Consider the following 22,704-nt stretch of genomic DNA (forward strand, 5'->3'; position numbering starts at 1 on the left):
GAAACCCACGCAGCGAAGCTGCTGGGTGAGAGTCCCCTTCCGCACAAAACAAAAAGGACCAACTCTTTCGAGTTGATCCTTTTGTTTCGTGCGGAGAGCCGTGAAGTAGTAGAACACTTTCCTCCGCTTGTTTTCTCCTTTATTTCCGAAAACAAGATGCTATGCTCAGCTTCATCAAACTTACTTGTTATTATAAGTCTATCATCAAATACATATATTTTATCTACAAAATATCCCAATACTATATCTCTGTTTTCAGGATCTGACATATCCGCATGTCTAAATCTTTCAAAGAATGCACTTACCGACTCACTGTCTTTTACAACTCGGCTTTTTATCTCTTCAGTGGCTATAACGTCCATTAAAGCTTTTTTACGTTCTTCGAGCTGAGCTAACTTAGTATTTATAGTTTCACCGCTTGCACCGCCTAAGATTGCTTTTATCACATTATCAAGCTGTGATTCTGTTGTTCTCAAATCAGACTTAAGCGAATCTAGGTATTGCACGTCATATGCTTTCTTGTAATATTCTGCAAGGTCAACCGCCAATGACGCGAGATTCTCTGTATCATCCAAAAACATAGCGAGCTGAGCACATACATATTCTTCCAAATACTCTTTTCTTACAGGTGTCTTTTTACATCCATTCCCACGCCTACCTTTGTGTTGATCATTGCATGAATAATAGTAATACTTCGAGCCAGATTTTGAACGTCCAGATGTGCCTTGCATACTGTCTCCACATTCACCACAATACAATTTGCCCGTGAGGAAAAATCTCGGTTTATTATTATCATCTAGACCACGTGCATTCTGTGCTCCAAATTTTTTGTTCTTTGCAAGCATCTTCTGGGCATCATCAAACAATTTCTTGTCAACAATCACAGGCATTCCACCTTCAATGACTGTATCTGCATATCGATATGTGCCGATATAGGCATCGTTCTTCAAAATGTGGCGGACGCTGTTTATCGTAAATTTACTGCCCTTAATAGTTACCCGTCCTTCATCATTCAGCTGATTACAGATTTGCTGCATGCTTTTGCCGTCGGCATACATCCTAAAAATACGTTGCACGATTGGTGCTGTATCAGGGTCAATAACATAGTGTTTATTATGGCGTCCTTCGCCCTCAAACGTGTAGCCAAGCATTTTAACACCCAAATATAATCCACGCTCTCTGTTGTAGTACTGTCCACGTCTGACATTTACAGATAACTGCTTCGAATAATATGCTGCAAATTTTTCAAGCATTCCCTCCATCAAATATGATTCAGGGGAATCATCAGGTGTAGGTTCAGCGATATAATGTATACGACATCCTGCATCTCTAATTGTCTTTTTGGCGATGTACATATCATCGTCATTACGTGCCAATCTATCGACTTTCCAGAGGATAAGAATAGCAGGCTTAATATCGCCTATTTGAGCAAGCATATTTACAAAGCCATCTCTTTTAGTCAAAGATGACTTTCCAGAAATACCATCATCCATGAACTCATACAAAAGTTCATAGCCATGAGCCTCAGCATAACGATGTGCTTCTTCCTGCTGCTGTTGAACAGAAGTTTCTTGTTTATCAGAAGAGCAACGATAATATGCTATGGCTATATTGTTGTCATTGTATGGGACATCTTTCTTCTTTGGCATAATAAAAATCTCCTAAATCCTTGTTCAAATTATACCAAAAGAGTTACAAGCAAGAAAGCACCGAACGCTAAGCGATTATGCGACTACGCGTACAGTGCCCTCTAAGCAATTATGTCTCATTAAATATATCTGATGGCAAATCTCCAAATACTTCCCTGTATTCATCAAGCCGTCTTCTTGACTGTAATGCAAGATTTATTACATTCTGCAATAAATGTATTATTCCAATATATGGTCTTATATCTGGCTTACCATTTTCACGAAGCGGTTCATCAGGATATTGCCAACAATCAGATAGAATTTCAGCAATATATGCATAGTCTGTAAGCAATCCATCTCCCAAGCGTGCATATTCTTGGTTTTTATGCTTTCTTGCAAAGGTCACAGCAGTGTTTTGGATTTGCAGCTTCTCCAGTGCCGTTTTAAATTCTTTGATGTCAATTTGCGTAAAAGAACCATCATCTACAATCTCTATTGCCTCAACCATGCTATTTGATGTATTGGGGTAAAATTTCAGCCTAAACATATGATTCCTCTATTCTTCAAAGCTGATTACGTAAGCCCGATTGACAAGCACATCCTCTGGCGCTACTTCAGTTGCATTGATTTCGCAAACCATGGCGTTGAAATCTTCGATGTTATATTCATCCTGCAGCGGCACAAGAATGGCTTCATGAAGCGAGCTTGGGAGAACGCACAGCGAAGTGCATTGATGCTCCTTTGCAAAAGACTTTAATAAATCATGGTTCAAAATGCTGGCAGCGCCTTTGACCTTTTCTTTGTTACTGATTACATACATCTCACAAGGTAACATATCAAACATATTATCATCCGCACCATCACCAAGCATTTCAGCCAAAACTGATGATAGGCTTTGTAAGGTGGTTGCTTCAAAAGTATTTTGCTCAGCTTTTTCCCATGCGATTTCTTCTGAAATATTTGCAGATGCAAGTAACTCGGTATTTAGCTTTATTGACCACATATCGCGATTTTCACTATTTTCTGCAAAGTACAAGTAAGCCTCCATTCCTGGGAATTCTTCAACAGGGTGTTTAACAAGTTTCTCATCAGATTCTTTCTGAACTCCAATACGAATTCTTTCAAGAATGAAATCTCGGTTCTTTAGCTTCGTGAGATCAATATCGGGAGCCTGATGCTGATCAATAATATTGCTGATAATTTCAATCGCTTTATCCAGATTACCTTCACTGCGCGCTATAATCGAATCAGTGTAGATTGTTGGAGCAATAGGTGAATCATCCCTGATGCATATACCTTTAAGATGTACATCACCATTCTTGGTTACGTCAGTAGGAATGAAGCGGTACTGCGGATATTTCTGCGATAATTTTTCAATGATTGTTTCTCTTGTAATCATTCTGAACCTCCTTAAGGTTATAGTTCTATAGTTGTAGTTTCTGAGTTTTCGAAAAGGGCATTGCAGATTCTTTCCTGTAATGCAGAGTAAATACCACGCACGCCATATTCAGGTGTCATATTTGCCAATTCTTCAATGTGATTAGGATGGATGCTAATAGATATGCCATATTGTTTTTCAAGTCTTGTAACAGGGCTATAGCGATTGTCATTTAGGATTTCCCTAACAGTTTCAGGTGACATGGATGGCAATAGAATAATCCCGCTGTTGATTCTGCCAAGAAATTCATTGCTAAGAATGCCAGAAGCCAAAACATCTGCTTTTGTTATAGTTATAGAGGAATCTTCTGATTTGTAATTATTAGACGAGCAAAAGCCAATATCTTTTTTTCGGTTCTTTTTCAATTCCGAAAAACTACCCAGAAAAACAAAATTGACTAATGATGTATCAACGAGCTTACGCTGCTTATCCTCGCCAACATATATTTGAGCACCTTCTGCAAGTTTAAGAATTTCATTTGCCATCATACTCCCGACACTTGAACCTTTTAAAATGCATTTATCAAACTCATCGATAAATATCCATGGCTTTTGGGTGGTATCAACGGATAATAAGCAATCCGATAATGAATTGTTTCCCTTAAATGCTTTGGGCGAAGCGTTTGATGCATCAAAGATAGCTGTGTTTGGATAAACCTCTTTAAGCACACGGGCAAGTTCCGTCTTACCACAACCCGATTCTCCAATCACAAGAAAATTACTTTTGGTATTTCGATGGAGCGAACTCCAAATAGCCACAGACATTTTCTTCTTGTATTCTTCACAACCATATATTCGTGAATCAAAGTAGTTGTAGATTGATTTTGGTGTTGCGAAAATACTTTCATCGAAAGACATGTCTGTTGTCTTAGTTAGCTCCACTCGATCATCCCACCAAGGATGCCCTCGGTTATTATCATCCATGACTAATCCCTCCTTTTCATGAATTAAACCGAGCATCGGAGATGCTATACTAAAATGCTATTAAATCATTTTGTATTGCGTTCTGCGTCACATTTGCATATACTTATATTAAGAATATAGTTTGTCAAAGAAAGGTGGTGCTAGATATGGCAGTAAAAACAGCAAATGTCAATTCTAGAATGAAAGTTGATATAAAACAGCAAGCTGAAAGTATCCTTGAAAGATTAGGTATTCCTCGTTCTGTTGCAATAGATATGTATTATAGACAAATTATTGCTCACAACGGTATTCCATTTTCTCTTACCATTCCATCAAGCGTTCCTGCTAGAGATGAAATGACAACAGCACAGTTCAACCAAATGATGGCAACGGGTCTAAAACAAGCTAAGGCAGATGACTCCTTCGATGTAGATGAAGTTTTTGCTGAGTTGGAGGACTAATTCGTGAAAGAATATACCGTTAGAATTACAAGACAAGCTAGAGATCATCTTCGCGGAATAAAAAAATACATTGAAGAAGAATTGCTAGCACCGGACGCAGCCAAGAATACAATAGAGACTCTAAAAAAGGAAATAAAGAGTCTTTCAAAAATGCCAGAGCGAATAAAACTTACAGATGAAGAACCATGGAGAAGCGAAGGCATTCATAGAATGAGGGTTAAGAACTATTACGTGTATTTTTGGATTGACGAAGACAACGCCAAGGTTCAGGTAACATCAGTAATTTATGTTGCTCGAGACCAAGCCACTCAGTTAGAATTTATGGAACTAGAATAATATTTAATATATTGCGACAGCATTTTTGCTGTCGCTCTTTTATTATGCAAATTGCACAAAATCTGCTCAAACTAGGTGGATTTTTCACTTCTCATAAATGAGTAAAATTAATTTATTTTTTCTCATTTATGAGCGAAAAAACAAGGCTTTCCAAGTGCATAAAACCTCTTATTTTTGGCTAGAATTACGAATAGAATATCATCTTCAAAGGCGGTATTATAAAGAAAACAAGAAAGGAGGTGAGGAAAAATGAAAAAAACAAAGGATAAAAAAGCAATGGCTCAGCTTGATAGAATTGCAGATATTCATGCTACGGCGATTACCATGAATTATGTTTTGGATAATATGGTTTTAAACTATATTGATGCAATCAAAAATTATCCAGAATTAAAAAATGGTAATTTGGCAGCAGATATTAACAGTCTAGGTGTATTACTAGAGCGAGAAGCACGCAATATTAATGAGCTACTTTTCCCAGAAGGAACTATCCATGATTTACTTAACGGTAGCGACGTTTTATATTTTAACATGGTTAGCAATCACTGTTCTGATGAAATCCAAAAAAAGATGCGTGAAAACATAGCATAATTCTGGCATCTGTTATTTAACGAGTTTCATATAGCAAGTTCTATATTTTCGAGTATTATTTGACGAGAACTTGCGGCAGCAAACGCTGCCGCTTTTTTATTTTTTACAAAAACTTTTCTTTTGCCTTTTTGGAACTCTAATTTCTATTTATGATAAGCAAATTAGTTCTGGCAAGGTCCAAATGTTTGCTTGCGATTTTACCAAATTAGAGACAGCTTTAACCGAATGGAAAGAACAATATCATTAAGATTAATTGCGGTTGTTTTTGTTACCGCTTTTTTCATGTGTTGCTTTCTGAAAATTAAATGAGCGAAGCGAATTTTGCATAAGGGGCGCTCTCGGCTATGCCGAGCACAAGCAGAGCGATGTGCCAGCGCCCCTTATGCCCTTGCACTATTTGGCTCAAAATTCTGAATTACAATTGCCAAATAGCTGTAAGCCCTTGGTAGTTCTAGCTCTGCCCATTACACGCCAAGGGCTTTGGATATCTAAAATCGCGTGTAGATATTTCATCACTGTGTATTTAGTGGTCTAAAACCCTTGATTTTACGTGCCTTATTTTCAACGTATTTTTTAGAGACACACCACGTAGTGTAAATTATAAGTGTGTGTTGTATTTAGGCTCGAAAATCTCAACACTTTTGCTCAGGACCTTCGTTAGCACCGCTCGTCCTTAATGTCCTTTGCACGGGAGTCCGTGCTTGGCTCGTCGCTGAGGACAGGGTCCCCACTTAGGGGGATAGTCCGAAGCTATCAGACGAGTCTTTCTGTGATGATAAATTTGTGGAATATTATTGTTGGTTTTGCTTTGAAAAGAATGCCCTGCACTAACGCCAGCGATGAAAATCCAACGTGTCAAATTTGTAATGCATACAAAGCGAACAAGCGCAGCTTTCAACTTAAGGTCTTTATACTAACGGAAATAACGAAGTTAAAAGTCAAATCGTAAGATTTGAAAATAAAAAAAGAAGATGAAAAAAAAATAACTCCCCGCCATTTTGACGAGGAGTTGGATGATTAGAACTGAGTTTCTACAGTTCCATCTGTATATACGTTGTAGCAATGTGGATTATTGCTTGGGTCGTAACCTTCAGAAGCATAACTTCCTGTATCAAATTCTATGTGCTCATCATTTGCGGTATGGATTCCATAACCAATACCATTATCACAATAAAACATTACAGGATGTGAATCATACGCATCAATTACCATAACAACAACGTGAGTTCCAAGACTTTCTACAAGAGCATCGATTGCGTTAGCAATCTGTTCATCACGATTATCTTGTGAACGAAAGATGTTATCTCCAAATTTATAATTTGCCTGAGCATCTTCAATCATTTCGAGTGTGCTGCTGTAGTTCTTAGGATTGTAAACGAATGTTGTATCATTCATTGTTGCATTTAAAAAACAGTTTGCAATAGCTTGTCGATTGCTAGGTTCACCTTCTATATAACTATTTAGAGCTTCTGTTGTGAACTCCATATCAAGTTCAGGAATTCCATCTGAACCAAATGTTTCAATGGCATGTTCACTTGCAGCTACGACTTTTTCTTCAAAAGTAGTAGGCGTGTTAGTGGACTCAGATGCATCACCGCTTGCAGGGGCATCTCCTGTTACATGTTCAGGTGCAGATTCACCGTCACCATCAGAACCTACGACGGTAGTTTCTTTTGATGCTGAATCAGTAGTGTCAGTATTTTTGTTTCCACATGCTGTGAGCATGGATGCAACTAACATAGTTGCAATAATTAAAGATAAGATTTTCTTTTTCATATATTCTTTTAACTCCTCAAGGTTTATTATTTTTTCTTTTGTTATGATTTACTTAGTTAGCAGGTGCATCCCCGGTAGTAGCAGTGAAATTCTCCTCGACAAAAGACTCCAAATCGCTCTTGCTTACAACATCATATGTATCAGTAGACCAATCTGAGTTATCAGAGGACAGATACATTCTATTGCCATCATCAGATAACTCAACGTATAGTGGGCAATACTGGCTGTAACTGCATTGAGTAATGTCAGAGAGATACATCTTAGCTACGCCGTCGTCACCATACTCAACATATCCTGTAACGTTATAGCCATTTTGACCATATCGATCTGTATGGAATACTACATCTGAGCCATCTATCTCAATTGCATAATGTGTATGACCTGTTCCAACCTGTGCGTCGACAGTCATAGTGTAGTAGCCATCAACCTTTTTTGTCTTTGCTCCACATCCAAATAATGTGAATAAAAAGCAAACAGCCAACAGACATAAAACAATTTTTCTAGTAAAAATTTTCTTTTTCATAAAAGCCTCCTTAAATGCCGTTATCCTTACATGCATACAAATTTGCACATAACTACAAAATATTATAACATATATTCTAACATAGTATATAACATATCAAAAATCACATCTCAATTCTAAAATTAACATAAATACAGTTAGTGAGGATGTGATTTTTTTATGGCGGACAAATTGATAATTAAAAAGCGTGGAGCGGATGGTTATAAAACATTTTCCATTCGTATAAAAGAGGAAACCGTTGAAAGAATTGATGAAATAGCCTCCAAAACAGAACGCAGCAGAAACGAACTTATCGGAACACTCCTTGAATATGCTCTTGAAAATAGCGAGATACAATAAAAGCTGTAAAAATCTATTCATTTATAGATTTTTACAGCTTTTTACTTACATATTCATTCCGTAACGGACTAAGGCAACAAAAATCGCAATTATTACTGCCAGAATTATAACAACTCCAACCACAAGTATTTTAAATGCAACTTTAAAGCCGCCTTTAGTTTGACCAATTTTATTTACTACGTCCCCCATGGAAATATCCATTTTTTTATCAGGATCCATAATGTCGCTTACAAAATCCATAGCATCAGCAACATTCATTACTTTATCAGGGTTTTCAACGATGTACTTTCCAGCCTTCATTGTCAGCTTGTCGGTTAAACTGCTTTTATTCATTTTTGAGTTAACCAATTTATCATACTCTGCGTTCTGCAAACTTTGATCTATTTGAGCTAATTGCTTGTTATATTCATCCATATCTATGTTGTTCATGATTCCTCCTTAAGACCCAAATGTAGACTAGTTCTGATAGGATATTACCATCTTCCACCTAATGCGTAATTTAACATCTCCTCTGTATTCTTAGCACTTTGTGCTGCCTGGGCTGCGTAGGCAGCAGCAGCTGCTGTATTATTTGCAATTAATTGATTCGTAAATTTGATATCTTCCGCAGCCTCAGCAGCGCGCTTCGCATAGTCCTCGATATTCTTTGCCGTATTTAAAATATCTTTCTGAACAGCAAGCTGCTCTGCCTGAATCGCAGTTTGCTTGCGAGATTCATTGAGCATATTATTTTGCCATTCTTCCTGTTCAAAAAGGTTAATGGCTTCTTTCATGGAATCCACACGCATATTTTCCACATATTCAGCAAACTTACCAACTGCATAAGAATAGGTGTACTTTGGAGGAAAGCCTTTTATAAATGCTTCTACCTGTGCATATGCACATGCCAGCTCACAGTCAATCTGAGGAAGCATGAGAACAGTATTCTTTAAACTCGCCTCGGCTTGTGGTACAGAACTCATATAAGTTTTCTGTACCATATCATCACTCCAAGTTTTCTTTTTGGAAATGATTCTACCTACAACATTTACGATGAGAAGAATAAGGGCCAAATTAAATATAGAACTAATTCTAAATGAAATACCTGTTCCTAGAGCAATAGGTAAAATGATATCTACTAAAGCAAATAACGCAATTACAATGATGGAAAGTATGGTTGTAATTGATTTTTTTGTGAAATCGCTTTTTTCATTTAGGGCAACAGCCTGACTTTTGGCTTCACGAAGCTGGTTTTGAAGAGCAACAATCTGATTATCTGCTTGTTGTCTTCTTGCAGCAGCATTTTCCAATCTTACTAATCCATTGTAGAAGTAGCGTAGTGCTTCTACAGTTTTTTGTCTATTATCCATAGTTTTCTCCTAACACGTCTTAATAATAACATGTATTATAACATATTTTGTGTTGAACATGCTTAGAAAGAATTCTAATTACAATTTTTTACAAACGAAAAAGAGCATAGGTTTTACCTACGCTCTAAATCATACACTATAGCGAAGCTTCCTCTGAACATTAAAACCGATGGTTTAAAGGTGTTCTCAACTTCGCATTTCAGTGCGGAAGATGGGACTTGAACCCACACGATGTAAGCATCACAAGATCCTTAGTCTTGCTCGTCTGCCAATTCCGACACTTCCGCGAACCCGTCGCTGCTATCTCGCGGCGACTTGTATATAATAGCAAGAATAAGAGAAAACGTCAACAAAAATTTACAAACTTTTTTTCGTAAATTTTCTCAGTCCTCCTGAAGTCTCTCAACCATCTCAAGCAAGGCCTGTGCTGAATTGAAATTCTCTGGGATAATTTCTGATGCAGGAATTGAGATATCATATTCCTCATTAAGCGCGCTGATGATCTGCAAAATATCAAAAGAATTTAAAATTCCATCATCGATAAGTGCATCCTCATTCTCGAAATCCACATCCTCTTTTACTTCTGATAAAAGCTCTAATAATTCTTCCATATTAACCTCTCTAGTTACCTTATCGTATTGATAGTGCTGCTCTCAAAGAAGTCTCTTGCAATCTGTATCTGTCCATCAGGCATAGCCAAAAGAATTCTCGGCATAGTCCTGGACAAAAACAGGTAAATTCCTTCTGTAACTGAATAAGCACCAATATTACAAAATGCAAGTATATCATCTATCTCTAAATTGTCAAAAGAAACTTTTCGAACCAGCACATCTGCTGTGGTGCACAAGCTTCCGCAAAGGGCGTAGTCATTGCTTCCCTGGGGCAGTCGGCCGCTGATACCAAGTCCAGTTTCCGAAGCCGCATTTTCTTTTTCCTCGCCCTTAATATGGTGTATTACAGGAACCTTCATGCCCATGATCTGGCCAAGATAGTTCACATGATTCATACCACCATCTAAAATGCAATAATTTGTGTCCTTATTGCTCTTTATGTCCATAACCCTGGTGAGATAATAGCCGCACTCAGAAGCAAAAAATCTGCCCATTTCTATGGTCAGGTCGCACCATCTCTTTACCTCTTCCAAAACAGGGGCAAGCTCCTTCATTGGAGACAGAGTGTCCTCAAAGTTATCCCCTTCAAAATATGGAAAGGGAAGTCCCGGCCCATACTCAAGCCTTTTAAGTCTTATTCCAAACTCTTTTTCCACTTCTTCATAAAGGTTCCTGAGCATAGTCAGCTCTTTTACCTGGTGAGACAGCTTGGTTCTCTGAGTTCCAGCAAAATAGTGAATCCCTACAATCTCAAGATTGCTATATTCTAAAGCCTTGGAAAAAAGCTCAAATAAATCCTCTTTGGACATTCCAAACTGGCTTCCTGCATTAAGTCTTGGAAGCACAGGAAGTCTTTTGCCAAGTTCTACAGCGACCTCATTTAGATATTTTATATGCAAAAGAGATTCCGCGGTATACACACCGCATCCAAACTCTACAGCATCTCTTATGTTCTCTTTGGTCTTGCAGACGCCGGAATAAACTATTGTCTCAGGCTTAGCGCCAAGAGACTTGCATATAGAAAGTTCCCCAGGGCTGCACACTTCAAGCCTGTCAGTAACTTCTCCCATAGTTGGGATCAGAAAAGGATTAGCCTTTATGCTATAGCACAGCTTTACACCATCAGGAACAATTTCTCTGATACTGCTCACTCTCTCCTTGAGCCCCGCCACATCAAAGACGTAGGAAGGAGTTCCATATTCATTTGCAATTTCTTTTAATCTGTTTTTATCAAGCATGCTCATTTCTCTTTATAAACGGATATCAGTTTCTGTCTATCTATTTTACCATTTTTATTAAGGGGAAGTTCTTCCATTTGCCTTACCGCTGTAGGCACCATGAACTGCGGAAGCGCCTCTTTAAGGCTTGCTACAAGCTCCTTTTTATCAAGGTCTCCGCAATAGAAAAGAACTATCTTTTTCTTGTCATGGTCATAAATACAGCAAGCTCTTTCTACGCCAGATACAGCCATGGCCGCAACTTCTATTTCACCAAGCTCTATTCTCTGTCCCAGATGCTTTATCTGGAAATCCTTGCGGGATACATAATACAAAAGCCCGTTATCATCAAATTTGCCCAGATCGCCTGTCCTGTACATTTCTTCGTTAAAGAGCTTGTTAAGCGGATTCTGCATAAAAGAAGCCTTTGTCTTTTCATCATCTCCAAAGTAGCCAAGAGCAAGGCTTGTGCCTGTTACGCAGATTTCTCCAACTTCTCCCGGAGCTGTAACCTCTTTATCCTCCTCATCAAGAAGGAAAACATGCTCGTTGGGGAAGGTTATTCCAGCAGGAATGGTCTCAGTAAGTTCGTACTCTCTATCAAGAATGTGATAGGTGCAATTGCAGGTAATCTCAGTTGGGCCATAGAGATTTACGTAGGTTGCATCAGGATAAAACTTCTTCCAGTGATTAAGATGCTTGATAGGCATAACCTCGCCAGAGAACATGATCATTCTGATATCCTCAGGCTTTCTGTATTCAAGGCCGTTCATAATAGCAACAAAGCACATGGCACTAACCGCCCAAACAAGTACAGTAACCTTCTTATCAGCAAGGTAGTCCATTAGCCTTGTAGGGTTGCTGAAATAATCTCTTGGGATCAGCTGAACCTTAGCCCCAGTCATAAGGCCAGAATAAATATCTTTTACCGAAACATCAAAGTCGAAGGGCGCCTGATTGCCCAGAATATCGGCACTTGTAATCCCAAAAATATCTGTAAAGTAGCTAATAAACTCAAGGACAGATCTGTGTGAGACCGTAACACCCTTGGGAGTTCCGGTGCTTCCACTTGTAAAATTAACGTACAGAGGGTCAATATCAAGCGCTGTACTTCTAATTTTTTCAAGCATTTTGTCATCAACGCGCTCTGGATCGTAGCTTATTATTTCGTCCAAAAGAACTACCTCTGCCCCCTTGGGAATCGTCAGCTCTTTTGACTTTTCAAGCATCTGGGAGTCTGTGAAAATGACCTTTGGGGATAGTTTTTCAATTATCTTATCGATTCGTCCTGCAGGCTGTCTCACATCAAGAAAAGAATAAAAGCCACCGGCGTAGACTATTCCAAACATGCCAACAAGGGCGCTGCAGCTCTTTTCCATATAGAAGGCCACCGCATCTCTTCTCTTTATCTTGTCGGAGAAAAAAGATCCAATAAACCTGGCGCCATAGTAAAGATCCCTGTAAGTGATGTCTCTTTTATCATCGCCAAATGCAATAGCATCCGGAGTCTGCCTAAAGCGCTCTTCCAATAATTCAAGTACATTTCTGTAATACCTGTTACCCATCAGTAATACAACTCCTTAAACATATAGCTAATATCCTTGTCCTTATCTGAATCCAGGATAAAGTTTCCAATAATCTTTGAAAATGCCTCCGAGCCAGTATTGTTCATATGGCCGATATCTCTATAATTTCCAAGACTGAGTGTTTCGAAATACTCATCCTTTAGAAGTGCAAAATCATAATACTGCAAACCATATTCAGAAAGTGTATCCCTCACAGTTTCTGTAAATTCCACATATCCAAAATAATCATAGTAGGTAAAATTATTTAAAGCCGGCGGAGATGCCACATAGAGCTTCACGCCTCGATTATTGCAAAATGAAGCAATATCTTTTAACGTCTCAAGATTCTCAGGAATAGTTTCCAAAACATGAAGGTCCGTATGCTCAAGACTCCACTCCTTGGCCTTTTCAATACCAGACTGAACAAAATCAGTGCTATATACAACATCCGATGGGCTATAGCCATTCTCGTCCCTGTGTTCATCAGGATTTAGAACCCGGCCCTCTAATTTTTCCTTGATATTAAGGCCTATGCCAGAGCTTCTATCATAGGTCCAGGGAAAGAAATAGCTGATTGAGTAGGGTTTGGTAAAAAAGTCTGAGTCAAAAACAATACTCATAGTTCTAAATCTGTCATACACAGGAAGAGTATCACTTAAGTTTCTCACAAAGCACTGCTCAGCCCTGAAGTTGCTGCCCCTCTCCATTTCAAGAGTCTGGGGATCAATCAAAAGAACTACTGACTTCACATTTTTCCTGTTAACAGCCTCTTTTATCGCTATAAATGAGCTCTGAATTGACTGCATGTTGGTTCCCATGTTGTAGGAAGAAAGGCCCGTAACCTCGTCTACAACAGCAGGATTTATATCGCATACACACTGGGATGAGCCAACAAAGACCATGTCTACGTCACTTCTTTTGTCAAAGCCCCTCCACATCTCGGCCCCAGATCCGCTATAGGGTCTAAGGGCAAAAGATAAAGCGGCATTTCCTGCCAGGAACAAGGCAAGGAACAGGGCCGCACCCTTTACTTTATTAGAAATTCGCATACAAAAATCCCCCTGTTGAGGTCATAAATACAAAGGATATAAATATCAAAAAGATAAACAAAAGTGACAGAAAAATCCTGCGAAGGTCCACAGATTCGTCTACTCTTTCTACTTTTGTAATTGCTCCAGTTGCTCCGCCAGTTTCATGCATCTTAGCTTTCCGTGATGAAGCTGGTCCAAAAACGTCCACTCCGTTCTCAAACAAAACACTGATCACAAAAACGATGATGCAGGAAATTGTTGCCAGGGCCATTCCGCCAAGAACATATGAGGAATCGGCAGCGTTTGGATTAAGGAGCACATTTCCAAAGCTCCACATAAACTCTACGAGGTTAAAATGAAAGGCTGTTCTTGCAAGGCTTGCTATGCACTGGCCAAAGTCCTCAATCCTGTCAAAATACCAGCCAATATTAACTATGATAAAGGTTCTGATGATTCTAAATACATGCACTCCCTTACTGTCACTCTTAATATGAAGTGCAGGGAAAACCTTACTAAATGCAGGTTCTAAAAGATCGCTAAGGGCGATCACGATACCGTTATAAAGTCCCCACCAAATGTAGTGACTCTCTGCTCCATGCCACAGGCCCACCAGAAAGAAGACAAGAATATTGGCAATTCCAGCAGGAATCACTCTTCCAAAGTGATTTCCAAAGTGCTTGCTGCACCATTTTCCAAACTTCTGCATAGGCTTTAAAAGCGCAAAAGGATAGAAAACATAATCTCTCATGAATGCGCCAAGAGAAATATGCCATCTTCTCCAGAAATCTCCCAAAGATGTGGCAAAATATGGTTGCCTGAAGTTTGGCATCATCTCAAGATCAAACAAAAGCGCCACTCCCAGCACTATATCAATACCGCCTGAAAAATCCGCATACTGCTGAGCGGAATACATAAGTATTGCAAAGGCAATAAGCGCACCTGGCACAACATCCACTGGTGAACTGATCACAGCTTCAATGCTGTCTACAAGCATATTTGCAATGGCATACTTTTTCATTAGGCCATAAAGAATGAGCATAAGTGCCTTCTTTACCCTCTCACCATCTATCTTATGGGCTCTTTTAAGCTGCTCCCCTAGTTTGTCATATCTATTGATAGGTCCCTGGATCAGCTGTGGAAAAAAGGATACGAACAAGAGAAATCTGAAGTAGTTCTTTTCCGCCTGGTACTTATCCCCATAAACGTCAACAATATAGCTGATTGCCTGGAAGGTATAAAAAGAAATTCCAAGAGGAAGAAGTAGCCCTGTGACAGGAGTAAATATCTTGAAGTACTTGATAAGCGCCAGTATTCCAAGATTAAGAATAAGAACAAGCCAGAGTACAAGCCTCTTTTTATTCTGGAATCTATTCTTGAGAGCCTTCTTATCCTCTTTGGTCAGCTCTTTGTTCTTCTTTAAAACCTTGTACTGCGCTGACAAATCACTTAGTTTCCTGCCTCCAAGCCATACGCTAAGTGAAGTTATCAGAATAAAAATGATGTTCCACTTGCCACAGATCAGATAAAAAGAAATATTGGCTATCAGCAAAACTACCCACTGAAACCTCTCAGGCAGTCGGTAGTAAAAAATAAGTGCTATTAAAACAAATAATATATATGCCAGCGAAAAAAAATCCATCCCGCAAAACCTCATTTACTCAAATTTCAACTATTGTATAATACCATATTTTCCCCCTGTGCAGAAGTAGCCAGAATGGTACCTGGGGACGGAGTCAGTGGTCTATTTTGGCTGTGCGATCCTACCAAGGAAGATGGAACTGCGGCAGAATTGACGAGATGGGACTTTGAGCAGAGCACTTGGCGAGGTATTTTCGAGCCTAGTATGTAGCCACGCGGAAGATAGGGGCTTGCGACGGTGCCGCAGGCACCTAGTCCTGACAAAAGCGCAGCTTTTGCCAGGAAACCCACGCAGCGAAGCTGCTGGGTGAGAGTCCCCTTCCGCACAAAACAAAAAGGACCAACTCTTTCGAGTTGATCCTTTTGTTTCGTGCGGAAGAAGGGACTTGAACCCTCACGATGTAAGCATCACAAGATCCTTAGTCTTGCTCGTCTGCCAATTCCGACACTTCCGCAAACCATATTGAATTCGCAGCCGCTCTAGTTGAATCTAGTGCAGGAGAAGGGACTTGAACCCTCATGTTGTTGCCAACACATGGACCTGAACCATGCGCGTCTGCCATTCCGCCACTCCTGCGAGCGACAAAAATTATATTATCACAACATTGAGAGTTTGTCTACAAACATCTCTAATTTTTTTATAACATCTGCAATAATCTTATATCTCATGGTCATATAAGCCGCCAAAACAGCCATAATAGCAGCCAAACAGAAGCTAATAATTTTTCCTCCAAGAAGTCCTGCCGACAAAAAAATACTGGCGCAGATAAGAAAACCAACGATTCCAATAAGGATTCTGACAAGTTCCTGGTGCAAAATAGAAGTCTTAACCTGGAGATTTGTCTTTTCATCCATTATCTCCTCATCGGAAAGAACATCATAATCGAGCTTTTCAAAATGTTTGAGATATTCCCTGAACCTTTTCTCCATATTCCCCGTCCTTAACAATCTAGCTTGTACGCATTTATGATTTTTGACGCCTATATCATTATGATATACGAATTGCTTTGTTTCTTCGAAACTCTCGCAATTCTACAAATATTCGGAAACCGCTAATTTACTACGTAAATTGCTTATTCCTCATATTTGTTCGGGTCATAAAGTCAAGATGCTTAACATGCAAGCATGTACGCATTTTGACTTTTGACACCTATATCATATTATACTATATCCCGTTTCTTTTAGTAACCTAATATTGAATTCATCATTTCGGATAATCTCTAAATCCACCGATATTCCCTCCTGATCCAGAGCGCATTCGCCGCAAACATCTATGCCGATCACATCCCGCATTGAAAGCATCTCTTTTACAAAAGATAAAAGCTCATCCGCTGACATTTGCCCCTGATCCCAGTTGGTAATAAGCTCGTCCGTTGCCAATACGTCCTTGTCAATTGAAAGATACACTGGGTAATGAGGATCTACTCCCTTTGTTGAATCGTAAAAAAAAGCCCTGTTTCGGGCGTTTTCATCAAGCTTATCTATTAACCCCCTATCAGCGCCAATAACGTGAATATCCCGGACAAATTCGTTTTTCTCGATAACATCAAGAACCCAGCCGCCGCAAGATAAGATATCTCCAAACATCGGGGCCTGCATATCCGGATGGTGATCTAGGACCACAAGGGAAAAAGGCTCTTTTACCTGCTCCAGCATGATGGCTGACATATAATGATAATTTCCATTGTCAATAAAGTGGATTCCATTTGGACTGATACCCCTTGAAGCTATCATTCCGCGGATCTGTTCCCTTGCGTAGTCATCACAAAAGCAATTGGTACCTGATATATTCTTCAGATCTAGAAAATCGCAAAGATAAGAGCCTTTATCACCTCGATAAAAGCTCTCTGATTCATAAACACCTGTAAAATTAAAAACTGTAAGTTTATTCTCCATGTAGGTCCATCTCATCTAACAAGGTCTGATAAGTGTACTATTGCGTCCTCTCCAATGATGCAATCGCCGTGCTCAGCTATGAACATAGCCTCTGGCGAATTAACTGTAAGCATCTGGGAATACTCAACACCTGCTCTTCTCATCTCATAAATAATGCTCTCATCAGCAGACATGAGCCCTGCCAGCATATAGTATCGTCCCTTATATTTATAAAGAGCTGAATCAACGATTGGAAGCCTCTGTACAACCTTAGAAAATCTCTTGGCCTCTTCAAACTCGTCAAACTCCATCATATAGCGGGCATATTCTGTAAGGGGCTGGTACATGGCCTGTGTGCCTTCCATGCCGTTATCAAGTTCCGCATCTCTGCCGTAAATCCTGTTGATGGTATCTGTTACGTTAGTAATAACCTCATTGAGGGCAACACCTTTATCCCTGCCAGTCTTGGCCTTGATCTCGTCTACCCTCTCCTGAGTCAGCATCTTAAGGATAGTCTCGGCAGCACCTCTGATGCGGTCTGTTGCCTTCTGAATATCCTGATTACTCATCTTAACAGCAAAGATACGCACGCTTCCATCCATCATCATGTTCTTGCTCATCATCATGACCTCAGTCTCGGGATCATAATCAAGCTGCGCTCCAACCTCTTTATTCAGCTGGGCAAAAAAGGAAGTAGTGTTCTCTGCGCCCTCTATAACTGCCTCTGGAGTAAGACCAATTTCATGAAGTTCTGATGCTGCGATACTACATTCTACAGTTGTCTCATTCATCTTAACTATAATCACAATGCATCATCTCCTCTCCTTGGAAATCTATCGCACCTGGTAAAAGATATCTCTAAAACAGGTACAATGACAGTTACTCCTTCTGTATAGTCATTATATCACGAAAATTAGCACTGTCCACTCGAGAGTGCTAAAAATTCTATGAATATTAGGAATTTTCTATATCTATTATATCGGATCGGATATTGAATTGCTTTATATACAAATGATGGAGACGACAAAAAATTCTTTGACAGCTACTCCATATAATATATCCATATAAAATTACTTTAAATACTTGAGACTATATACCTCTAAAAGTCACTTCCTGATATGTTTACTCTTTTCCGCAGCGTCAATAACATCAGGCACTTCTCCGATTTCTGTCATCTCACCTGTTGCTTCGCACCTTACTGTAACTCTATTTGCGCCTCCTATAGTACAGGTAAAAAGAGTCAGGTCCCACTCTCCAGCTTCCATCTCATCCACATCGTAGGCTCCAAGAGTTTCAATATTTGCTACCTTATAATAAAAGCTTCGACCATTCATATCTGTGACAATAACATCATCACCTGTACTAAGCTGATTGAGATTTCCAAAATGCTCAGTATAGTTATGTCCAGCAATAATAAGATCATTGTCGTACACAGAGCCCTTATATCTGCACACAGCATATCTTGCAGCCTTGCTGTCCCACTCGCTCTGAACTGGTAAAAGAAGTCCCAAAGCCGGAATCTGTACTGTGCCAATAAAGCTGTGTCCATCAACATCCACAACTGGCATGTCTCCAGAAAAATTAAGCACTGTACCAGGCATTTGTGCTATAACACCACTAAGATATTCATCCGATGCATCTCCAGCATCAGCATTTTCCTTTAGATTACTATTTACTATAACTGCCGCCAGAATAATAAGCAGGGCTCCAACAGCAATATATATGTATCCAGATTTCTTTTTCAAAACAATCTCCTATTTTCTATAGTAAACGCAAAACGCCATTGTAAGAATTTCTCCCCACAATAGCGTTCTATATTTTAAGCATTTTTACTGTTTGTCCTGATTCCCTTGAATATAAATATCACCCCAACTATTAAAAGAACAGGTACTGGCCACCACAACTGGCCTGTCTGAGGAAGCCTTCTCGCTCCTAAAACCTCTGGCAGATCTCTTATAGCGCCGAGAACTTCAGGAAGTGAAGGAATCTCTGGCTCACCAGGAGTATCTGGTGTTTCTGGTGTCTCTGGCGGTGTTTCCGGTGGATTATAAGTATTAGTAATCCTAAAGGTAGTTCCGCTAACAGTTACTGAATTAGTATAAGGAATATTGCCATTTATTATCTCTGCAAAGGTCCACTCATGGCCTTCTTCGTAGTTCCATGTATATCTCCAGTTATTACTCTGATCAAGTGTAACTTCTGTAAAAAGGACACCGTCGCAATAAACAAGAACTGTAATGGATGCTGGTCTATAGTTCTCATAGCCTGCATCGTTCCAGGTCTTTAAAAGTTCATAAGTAATCTCGTGAGGAAGGTAAGTCCTGCTACACTTTACAAGTCCAATTACATCATATACAGGATTGACCCACTCATCATTCTCGTCAAGTCCTGGTACAGAAACAAGGAAGGATGAAAATGAATAGATACAATCATCAACTCGTCTTGTAACACTGCCTACATAGTATAATCCAAGTTCTATGCCCTGGAAATGAGCAAGACCGCTCTCATCAGTAGCAACAGTATAAGAAGGAGTTACATTATTCTGATATATATATCCACCAATTGATGTAGAAATCTCTTTCCATGTATCCTGACTCTTAATATTATTAAGATCCGTAACAGGGAAATTACTTATATTACTGTAAGTATCTACAAGAGTAAACTCACCATTTGCACTAATATCGGCCACTTTATAAATACTTACGTCAGTGCCGGAAATAGTAACAAAGTTACTACTGCCCTCAGTCTCTTCACATCTGTACACAAGGGATAAATCTCCTGGAACAGAAAGATCAATAAGACCTCTAGCGCTTACCTGAAGCGGCAGCCCCAATATAACCAAGGCAAGTACCAGTAAAAAAGCTGGTATATTCAATTTTCGCCACAATAGTTTCATATTCATAAAAGCTTCCTCATAATCGTAGTTTAAGCCTTCTTTTTCTTTCTGCGCCTAAACCACCTGGATGTAACTATAATATATGCTATAAAAGCAATCAATAGTATAGGTGCTCCGATAAATGGTGCTACCACTATATTTCCATATCTTGTAGCATCTGCCGGAACAATAAGCTTTGTTTCTTCATTATAATCAACACGCTTTGCTCTCACAAGGAGCCTATGGGTATTGACACCATAAGGTGTACAAGTTACCAGCGTGACATATTCTTTATCATCTACTATCGCAAGATCACTTGTTTCTTCTGGTAATACAATATTTATCTGATCTATCTGATAGGCAAAAGTCTGATCAAGTATATGAAGCAGGAATGTATCTCCCACTATCATCTGATCTAAGTCTGAAAAAAGTTTAGAGGATGGAAGTCCTCTGTGTCCTGACAGTACAGCGTGTGTACTAGTCTTCCCTGTAGGAAAAGAGGTACCTTCAAGATGTCCTATTCCCACCTGCAGAACAGTTTCCTCTGTCCCATGATAAATTGGAAGGTTAACTCCAATATTTTCAATTTCAATATAACCCATGATACCTGTTCCCGTAGGATCAAGTATACTTTCGTATTTGGCCTTTTCTTCATCAGTAAGCTTGAAGTTTAAAGGCTTTGAAGCAAGCTCTTTATTGTATTCATCTGCAGCCTGCCAGAATTTGGTGTAGTCTTCCTCTGAAATGGCCGCCATAGCCTCTTCGTAATTGGAAATTGCCCTACTCTGATTTTTTGAATTGATGTAATTACTAACTGAAGGATACAGGAATATCGCAAGTCCCGCCAAAAAAATCAGCCCAAATATTATGTTTGGTAATTGCTTTTTAAGCTTTTTATTCATCCTAATTCCATCAGCGATAAAACAAACTTTTTTGAATCAAATCTGTACTTCCCGAAAGAGCCCCCGGCTCTTCCGGAAAATACAGCAAAACAAGATTCAAATATATATTTTTATCGTCAAAACTAATAAAACAAATTAACTTTTTTCAATAACCGGGTCGATTACTCAGCCAATGCTTTTCTGCGAAGGATGAAGTAAGCTACTCCAGCAAGGATAAGTACACCACCGAAGATGTAGAAGATAGTTGTTCCGATACCACCTGTTGAAGGAAGAACAGAACCTGAGTTGTTCTCAACTGTTATTGTCTGAAGCTCAGTTGTCTCTGATACTGTTACTGGCTTTCTTACTGTAAGAAGGTTATATCCTGTAGGAGCAACTTCCTCCTGAAGGTAGTACTGCTTGGCATCAAGACCAATGATAGTAGCCTCACCATTTTCGTCAACTGCTACATGAACACCATTTGCAGCTTCCTCAGCATTTGCAACTCTGTAAGCGTTTGCCTTAGCATCCCATACAAGCTTGATTTCGTTGCCATCTTTTTCATCATCCCAAAGTGTAAATTCAGCACCTGTAAGAGGCTTCTTGTCTACTCCGTCAACCTTGAGGATATTAAATCCAAGAGTAACAACTGTAACTTCTTTTGTCTCAGCTGATGTATAGTTGTCATATTTGATATAAGCTGTGTTCTTTTCAGGAACAAGAACTACTGCCTTCTCATTAGGTGTACCTGTGTACTCAAGAACGATTGTCTTTCCTGCATTTGCTGTAACAACTGCCTTGTCAATTGTAAGGCTGTAAATAACGTGTGTATCTATTGTCTCTGAAACTGACCAAGCATAAGTGCCTGTAAGAGCTGCACCGTCAACTGTAGCTGTTACTGCAGGGTTGATTGTAAGACCAACTGTAGCCTTATCATAAACTACAATGTCCTTATTCTCTACAGAAGCAGGAATCTTAACAGTTACAGTATAGTTGATAGGTGTCTTTGTATCAAACATTGAATCAACTGTTCTATCCTCGTCCTTAGTAACTGTAGGATATTCATTCTTTTCGTTGATTGTTACATTGCCAAGTGTCTGTAAAGCTGCCTTTGTTCCAAGTGATGAAAGAACAAGGTAATAACCAGGCTCAACTGAAACTGTAGCTGTCTTTGTAGCCTTGTTATCTGCACCTAAGTTATCGAATGTGCCGTGTGCAGAAGCTGCCTCCTTAAAAGCATCTGTGTTGAGCTTTTCAACTATTTCAGAAGCTGTTGTCTTGCTATCTGTAAGCTCAACATTCCAACGAGAGTTATCTGCTGACTTAGTCACTGTGAAAAGACCTGTATTAGTTAAGAGATCTGCAAGTGTTTTGCTCTCTACATAATAAGCTGCTGTTCCTGTCTGAAAAGCGCCATCATTTGATACGTTCTTTACATCAGCCTTTAAAATCTGATAGTAATCATAAGTAATTTCTGCAACATCTCCACTATTGTTGTTCTCATTAGTGATAGTGATAGATGTTGTTGCTGTTGTCTGTGCGTCTGTTGCCATTGCTGTGATACTTGCGCCCATGATCATGGTTGCTGCAAGTATGCCTGTGAGTAACTTCTTAAATCCTTTCATTTCTTCTCTCCTTTGAATCTTGTGTTTTAGTTTAACTAGTTGTATT

The 22,704-nt window shown here is 39.3% G+C and carries 24 protein-coding genes and 3 tRNA genes; 4 read left to right on the top strand and 23 right to left on the bottom strand.

The window, feature by feature from the left end; genetic code table 11:
• The 4 genes from BLO53_RS16705 to BLO53_RS16720 form a co-directional block, all read right to left on the bottom strand.
• Positions 1-1,649 (bottom strand): recombinase family protein (locus tag BLO53_RS16705; RefSeq protein ID WP_092064191.1); only part of this gene is annotated, 1,649 nt, incomplete at its 3' end.
• Between the two features lie 109 nt (positions 1,650-1,758).
• Positions 1,759-2,175: a hypothetical protein gene (locus BLO53_RS16710; RefSeq protein ID WP_092064195.1), complete on the bottom strand. Its 417-nt coding sequence runs from the start codon at positions 2,173-2,175 to the stop codon at positions 1,759-1,761.
• Positions 2,176-2,184: 9 nt separating this feature from the next.
• Positions 2,185-3,027 (bottom strand): DUF5688 family protein, encoded by an 843-nt coding sequence (locus BLO53_RS16715; protein ID WP_092064198.1) that lies wholly within the window; start codon positions 3,025-3,027, stop codon positions 2,185-2,187.
• Between the two features lie 17 nt (positions 3,028-3,044).
• The gene (locus BLO53_RS16720; RefSeq protein ID WP_176757337.1) at positions 3,045-3,989 is read right to left on the bottom strand and encodes an AAA family ATPase; all 945 of its coding nucleotides are present in this window, start codon (positions 3,987-3,989) and stop codon (positions 3,045-3,047) included.
• A gap of 146 nt (positions 3,990-4,135) precedes the next feature.
• On the opposite strand from BLO53_RS16720, the gene BLO53_RS16725 reads away from it, so the two are divergent.
• From BLO53_RS16725 to BLO53_RS16735, 3 genes are all read left to right on the top strand, one after another.
• The gene (locus BLO53_RS16725; protein WP_092064204.1) at positions 4,136-4,429 is read left to right on the top strand and encodes a type II toxin-antitoxin system RelB/DinJ family antitoxin; all 294 of its coding nucleotides are present in this window, start codon (positions 4,136-4,138) and stop codon (positions 4,427-4,429) included.
• Between the two features lie 3 nt (positions 4,430-4,432).
• Positions 4,433-4,765, top strand: a complete 333-nt coding sequence (locus BLO53_RS16730; protein ID WP_092064207.1) for a type II toxin-antitoxin system RelE/ParE family toxin — start codon at positions 4,433-4,435, stop codon at positions 4,763-4,765.
• A 249-nt stretch (positions 4,766-5,014) separates the two neighbouring features.
• Positions 5,015-5,353 (top strand): hypothetical protein, encoded by a 339-nt coding sequence (locus BLO53_RS16735; protein ID WP_092064210.1) that lies wholly within the window; start codon positions 5,015-5,017, stop codon positions 5,351-5,353.
• A 1,017-nt stretch (positions 5,354-6,370) separates the two neighbouring features.
• Here BLO53_RS16735 and BLO53_RS16740 read toward each other — a convergent pair.
• Both BLO53_RS16740 and BLO53_RS16745 read right to left on the bottom strand, forming a co-directional pair.
• Entirely contained in the window at positions 6,371-7,129 is a 759-nt protein-coding gene (locus BLO53_RS16740) for a hypothetical protein (RefSeq protein WP_092064213.1), read from the bottom strand.
• Positions 7,130-7,181: 52 nt separating this feature from the next.
• On the bottom strand, positions 7,182-7,652 hold the full coding sequence (locus tag BLO53_RS16745) for a hypothetical protein (RefSeq protein ID WP_092064216.1): 471 nt from the start codon (positions 7,650-7,652) through the stop codon (positions 7,182-7,184).
• Positions 7,653-7,811: 159 nt separating this feature from the next.
• Between BLO53_RS16745 and BLO53_RS16750 the strand changes: the two genes are divergently transcribed.
• On the top strand, positions 7,812-7,991 hold the full coding sequence (locus tag BLO53_RS16750; protein WP_092064219.1) for a ribbon-helix-helix protein, CopG family: 180 nt from the start codon (positions 7,812-7,814) through the stop codon (positions 7,989-7,991).
• A 45-nt stretch (positions 7,992-8,036) separates the two neighbouring features.
• Here BLO53_RS16750 and BLO53_RS16755 read toward each other — a convergent pair whose 3' ends face one another.
• The 17 genes from BLO53_RS16755 to BLO53_RS16835 all read right to left on the bottom strand — a co-directional run bounded on the left by BLO53_RS16755 (position 8,037) and on the right by BLO53_RS16835 (position 22,658).
• Entirely contained in the window at positions 8,037-8,420 is a 384-nt protein-coding gene (locus tag BLO53_RS16755; protein WP_092064222.1) for a hypothetical protein, read from the bottom strand.
• Positions 8,421-8,464: 44 nt separating this feature from the next.
• On the bottom strand, positions 8,465-9,340 hold the full coding sequence (locus BLO53_RS16760; protein WP_092064225.1) for a hypothetical protein: 876 nt from the start codon (positions 9,338-9,340) through the stop codon (positions 8,465-8,467).
• A 203-nt stretch (positions 9,341-9,543) separates the two neighbouring features.
• Positions 9,544-9,627 (bottom strand) — tRNA-Leu (locus BLO53_RS16765).
• Positions 9,628-9,723: 96 nt separating this feature from the next.
• Positions 9,724-9,951 (bottom strand): phosphopantetheine-binding protein, encoded by a 228-nt coding sequence (locus tag BLO53_RS16770; RefSeq protein ID WP_026488245.1) that lies wholly within the window; start codon positions 9,949-9,951, stop codon positions 9,724-9,726.
• 14 nt (positions 9,952-9,965) lie between these two features.
• Positions 9,966-11,189, bottom strand: a complete 1,224-nt coding sequence (locus tag BLO53_RS16775; protein ID WP_092064228.1) for a diaminopimelate decarboxylase family protein — start codon at positions 11,187-11,189, stop codon at positions 9,966-9,968.
• A 2-nt stretch (positions 11,190-11,191) separates the two neighbouring features.
• On the bottom strand, positions 11,192-12,733 hold the full coding sequence (locus BLO53_RS16780) for an amino acid adenylation domain-containing protein (protein WP_092064231.1): 1,542 nt from the start codon (positions 12,731-12,733) through the stop codon (positions 11,192-11,194).
• Positions 12,733-13,782: a hypothetical protein gene (locus tag BLO53_RS16785; protein WP_092064235.1), complete on the bottom strand. Its 1,050-nt coding sequence runs from the start codon at positions 13,780-13,782 to the stop codon at positions 12,733-12,735. The genes BLO53_RS16780 and BLO53_RS16785 overlap by 1 nt, the downstream gene beginning before the upstream one ends.
• Positions 13,769-15,403, bottom strand: a complete 1,635-nt coding sequence (locus tag BLO53_RS16790; RefSeq protein WP_092064238.1) for an MBOAT family O-acyltransferase — start codon at positions 15,401-15,403, stop codon at positions 13,769-13,771. The genes BLO53_RS16785 and BLO53_RS16790 overlap by 14 nt, the downstream gene beginning before the upstream one ends.
• A gap of 370 nt (positions 15,404-15,773) precedes the next feature.
• Positions 15,774-15,857, bottom strand: a tRNA-Leu gene (locus tag BLO53_RS16795).
• 39 nt (positions 15,858-15,896) lie between these two features.
• A tRNA-Leu gene (locus BLO53_RS16800) sits at positions 15,897-15,979 on the bottom strand.
• A gap of 20 nt (positions 15,980-15,999) precedes the next feature.
• On the bottom strand, positions 16,000-16,332 hold the full coding sequence (locus BLO53_RS16805; RefSeq protein WP_026488240.1) for a hypothetical protein: 333 nt from the start codon (positions 16,330-16,332) through the stop codon (positions 16,000-16,002).
• Between the two features lie 225 nt (positions 16,333-16,557).
• The gene (locus tag BLO53_RS16810) at positions 16,558-17,298 is read right to left on the bottom strand and encodes a hypothetical protein (RefSeq protein ID WP_143003264.1); all 741 of its coding nucleotides are present in this window, start codon (positions 17,296-17,298) and stop codon (positions 16,558-16,560) included.
• An 11-nt stretch (positions 17,299-17,309) separates the two neighbouring features.
• A complete protein-coding gene (locus BLO53_RS16815; protein WP_092064243.1) occupies positions 17,310-18,083 on the bottom strand; it encodes an adaptor protein MecA in 774 nt (257 codons plus the stop codon).
• A 300-nt stretch (positions 18,084-18,383) separates the two neighbouring features.
• Complete coding sequence (locus BLO53_RS16820) at positions 18,384-19,022, bottom strand: sortase (protein WP_051196782.1); 639 nt, start codon at positions 19,020-19,022, stop codon at positions 18,384-18,386.
• Positions 19,023-19,096: 74 nt separating this feature from the next.
• On the bottom strand, positions 19,097-20,179 hold the full coding sequence (locus BLO53_RS16825) for a Cna B-type domain-containing protein (RefSeq protein ID WP_092064246.1): 1,083 nt from the start codon (positions 20,177-20,179) through the stop codon (positions 19,097-19,099).
• Positions 20,180-20,202: 23 nt separating this feature from the next.
• Positions 20,203-21,054 (bottom strand): class C sortase, encoded by an 852-nt coding sequence (locus BLO53_RS16830; RefSeq protein ID WP_092064249.1) that lies wholly within the window; start codon positions 21,052-21,054, stop codon positions 20,203-20,205.
• Between the two features lie 161 nt (positions 21,055-21,215).
• A complete protein-coding gene (locus BLO53_RS16835) occupies positions 21,216-22,658 on the bottom strand; it encodes a SpaH/EbpB family LPXTG-anchored major pilin (RefSeq protein ID WP_092064252.1) in 1,443 nt (480 codons plus the stop codon).
• Positions 22,659-22,704 lie beyond the last annotated feature (46 nt).

Origin of the sequence: Butyrivibrio sp. INlla14, assembly GCF_900102515.1 — a bacterium.
Taxonomy (GTDB): domain Bacteria; phylum Bacillota; class Clostridia; order Lachnospirales; family Lachnospiraceae; genus Butyrivibrio.